The sequence below is a fragment of the Chroococcidiopsis sp. genome (assembly GCF_051657925.1).
Taxonomy (GTDB): Bacteria; Cyanobacteriota; Cyanobacteriia; order Cyanobacteriales; family Chroococcidiopsidaceae; genus Chroococcidiopsis.
Genome location: NZ_JBOFLP010000178.1, coordinates 1 through 4,093 on the forward strand (window position 1 = coordinate 1; position 4,093 = coordinate 4,093).

The window sequence follows — 4,093 nt, forward strand, 5'->3', positions numbered from 1 at the left end:
AACGAAGTGTTCCACAAAAAGTCTGGGTGAATGAGCAACGCCCAGCCCGTCGGTCGGTGCAGTTTTTTGCCGGATTCGTCAATTTCAATGCCGAAAACCTGACCGGGGGACATAAAAAACATTACGCCTTCGTCGAAATCGTATTTTTGCTGACCGTATTTGAATTTAGCGTGGAGATTCCATTTGAGCGCAATGGTGTAAAAATCAAAAACGAGACTGAGCTTATCAATCCCCGTCCAACGCTCGGCAGGCGATTGTTGGATGGATTCCAAATCAATCACGCTGACGAGCGAATGCGTTGGCGCGGGCAACCCCATACTCTTGTGATATTCGCTGATCGTTTTGAAGCGGTAAGGCTGCATCTTTTTTAGCTTGCTGAGGTTTGATTGTAAACGGCGGCAAATTCCTTGACGTAATCCTTCAATTTTCTTTGACCCAGTTCGGGACGATGGCGGTAATAGTCCTCATACAAATTAACGTCCCGCGCGGCATGCATTTCTACATAACCTTCGGCGGTCTGCGGATTCATTCCCGTGGCGATTAAATCGTCGAGCCATTGTTTGTCTGAAATAACCCGCCATTCCAAATCCGGTTTACCGATGGCTTCGCCTAAAATTCCAGCGATTTCGTTCGGCGAAACCTCATCGCTGGCGATGTAGCGAATTTCTCTGCCACGAAAAGGTCTTTCCATTTCTTCGGCAATTACATCCGCAATATCGAGCGTTGAAACCCAAGGGTCTTTTTCATCACCACCGTAATTGGCAATGATCGCGCCCTGCATTTTGATCATCGGTATAACTGACAGCAAAGTGTAATAAAATCCGACCGGGCGCATAAACTTGATGGAAACATCTTCGGGCAATTCGCGCAAAATGTTTTCGACGTTGTGATGAAACCGCAGCAGACCGTTACCTTCGCTCAAATGTGCACCAATGCTGCTTAAATGCACGATGCGTTTTACGCCCGAATCATGAATCGCCTGTTTGTAGTTTCTGCCGATCTGAGTAACTGCTGCTATGACATCGAGATTCGGGTCGAAAAAGGCGTTCGCGTCGGTCGCTTCCATACAATAAACAATGTCCGCGCCGCGAAACGTTTCCGTCAAAAAATCTGTATCTTTCATCACACCGATCGCGGCTTTCGCGCCAATGGCTTCGATATCATTTTGCCTTTCGGCTTTGCTGCTGATAACCGTCACATCGTGACCGTTTTTCACCAATTCTGTCGCTAATGGTTTGCTGATGTGTCCCAAAGAGCCTGTCACTACGATTTTCATGAATTTCACCTTATCAAACGTTTTCCTAAATGAGGCAGTTATGTTTCATGTTAGAAAGTTTTTCGTGCGAAAACTTAGTCGAATCGCAGTTTGTTGTAGCCAAAATGAGGAATTTTTCAATGTCTCGTTGCTTGGATTGAGGACGCACACGTAATTTTGTGTCGCGTAATGAGGCAGCATAATTATAGCTTTTCATCTGTCAAGATATTGAAATAAGTTATCCAACACTACACAGAATTGTTAGATATGAATTGAAAGGAAAACTGAAAGTACCTCGACCTATTCATGAGAAGCAACAACTAGGAGCAACACAATTTCTTACAGGCGAGCAGAAATTTTTTTCAAAAAGTTCAATTTTTAATTCAGGCTATAGAAAAATCCAAATATAGAAGACGATCGCATTGTTGCTCAGTGCTTTAACAACTTGTAATAAGTATCCAAGTGTTCTGAAAGAAAAGTCTTTTGAGTAAATAATTTTAAAGAACGTTCCAAAGCTCGTTGACCATATTGCGATCGCTCTTCTGGAGGCAGCAAAAGTAACTTGAGTATCGCTTCTGCCATTTGTTCTGGTTCACCTGCACGCACCATTAAGCCTGTATCGGCGATCGCTTCTCGCACTCCACCCACATCAGTCGAAACAATTGTCGCCCTAGATAGCATTGCTTCGATAATTGCAAAGGGAAAGCCTTCGGAAATGCTAGACATAGCTACTACATCAGCCTCACTATATGCCCGCCAAGGTTCGCTAGTAAAACCTGCAAAGTTTATGGTTGATTCTAGGTTGTGTTTGTCTACTACTGCCTGACATTGAGCGAAATAGTTTTCGTCAGAGGCTTTACCATAAAAACGAAATTCGACATTGGGAATTTTATCGCGCACGATCACCGCAGCTTTAATCAAATCCAGTTGACCTTTGAGGGGAAAGATCAAGCCCATATTCATTACTTGAGGACGTTCTTTGGCTACAGGGGGTGTAGGATGAAATTTCTCTGGATCAGCACCGTTATAAATTACCTTGATTTTTTCTGGCGGTACTCCCCACCAACGTTCCCAACGGGCATTATATTCACAAACTGGAGAAATTAAATCGGCAAAATGAAAGTTAACTTTAACTATTGCCCCCATCAAACGATATAAAAATTTACGGACAAATAAAGAGGAAATATTTTGATTGAGGTTTAAATATTGTTCTCGAATATTAATACCATGTTCGGTGAGTAAATAGGGTGTACCGCGTTGTAATTTGGCAATCACACAGGGTAAGCCACAAAAAGCTGCTGCTGAGGAGTGAGTAATGTCTGTTTTGGGTACGGGTACGTGAATAGAGATTAAAAATCGATACAGCACGCGCATTGCCTCGGTTAATTCCGCCAGTGTTACTTCAGTTAAAGATGCTTGTTGACAATAATCCCAAGTCAGATCTTTATAAACTGCCCACACTTCTGGGGAATTCATGGTTTTGTGATAGTCGTAGTGGAGAAAGTATTCATGAATAGCTAAGATAAGCTGACCAAAAGATTCTGGTTCTACTTCCGTAAGTAAGACGATCCGTAACCAAGATGACCAAAGAGGCAAAAATTTATTGTTAATTAAACTAGGGGTGACTGCTTTTTTACTTTGAAGAGCTAAAGAAAAGGGCGATCGCCAGCTATATTCAACTGGATCATCTGTCCCCCACAAGGGTATTTTTAATACTTCTAAAACATTGGCAGATAATTGATAACTAAGCTTTTGATAAGGATTAGCGACGATCGCCAGCAGTTTAAAATCGATTTCTGGTAACTGTTGAGTTAAAACATGACACCAAGTACTAACTCCCCCCTTAGCAAAGGGATAAGTTCCTTCAGTCGTCAACAGTACAGAAGGTCGGGACAAATTTAATTACCTCCAGTAATGTTCTGAGGTAGGAATTGTACTTGAGCTAATTGACTAATAATCAAAGAGTTAGTCGGGTTAGCAAATTCTACTTCAACCAAATAGTTCAACTTTTCATCGGGGATAGGATTAATCACCGCGATCTTACCCTCAAATTTTTGGGCTGTCACGCCTTCGCCAATTTGAATCAAAGCCTTTTGATCGGGAGTTAAAACATTAATTAAACGTCCATTTACTGGTACTGTGACTTTTAACTGTGCTAATTGAGCTAACCCAATGACTGTATTACCAGCATAGATCTGATCGCCGACTGAGACTGGTATTTCGCTGATGATGCCTGCTTCCGTCGCTTTGATCACCGTGTTGACTTGCGGGATTTGATATTGATTAAGCTGTGTAGCTTGTTGACGCAATAGAGCTAATTTCTCTGTCGCTTGTTGATATTGCAGTTGAGCAGTTTGCTTTTGCTTTTCCAATTGCGCGATCGCATCTTGTTGTTCTTGGATGGCTAATTCTTCTTGTAGGTGCGATAGTTGTTTTTGATTTTGTTGTAATTTAGAGTTAGCATTAGCAGCAGCGATCGCTGTTTGGTAATCTACTTTAGCTATTTCTAGTTCTGATTCTGCTTGTTCTAACTGTTCTTGAGGAATTGCCCCCTGTTTATTAAGGTTGTCTAAACGATTAAACTTTGATGTGGCTCGTTCGTAAATAGCTTTACTTCTTGCTACTGAATCTTGTCGCTGGTGTACAGGTAGTTTTTCTGCCTGACTTTGAGCTAATGATACTTGTAAATTAGCTTCCGCAATTTCTGCCCTTAAAGGAGCTAAATCATACTTGAGACGTTTAATTTTTTGGTCTAACTCAAAGATTTGCTGTTGAGCGGTTTGCTGTTGCTGGAGTGCTTCTTGTTGTTGTTGTCTAGTTAATTGTTGTTCTTGAATA

General features: G+C 41.8%; 3 protein-coding genes and 1 pseudogene. All 4 read right to left on the reverse strand.

Annotated features, from left to right (window positions below):
• Nucleotides 1-362: pseudogene (locus tag ACRC32_RS14415) on the reverse strand (AraC family transcriptional regulator); the annotation flags it as partial.
• 5 nt (nt 363-367) lie between these two features.
• Nucleotides 368-1,276: an NmrA family NAD(P)-binding protein gene (locus ACRC32_RS14420; protein WP_438554622.1), complete on the reverse strand. Its 909-nt coding sequence runs from the start codon at nt 1,274-1,276 to the stop codon at nt 368-370.
• A gap of 408 nt (nt 1,277-1,684) precedes the next feature.
• Nucleotides 1,685-3,151: a GT4 family glycosyltransferase PelF gene (pelF, locus tag ACRC32_RS14425; RefSeq protein WP_438554623.1), complete on the reverse strand. Its 1,467-nt coding sequence runs from the start codon at nt 3,149-3,151 to the stop codon at nt 1,685-1,687.
• A 2-nt stretch (nt 3,152-3,153) separates the two neighbouring features.
• The coding region (locus ACRC32_RS14430) for an HlyD family secretion protein (protein ID WP_438554624.1) at nt 3,154-4,093 on the reverse strand (940 nt) is incomplete at its 5' end.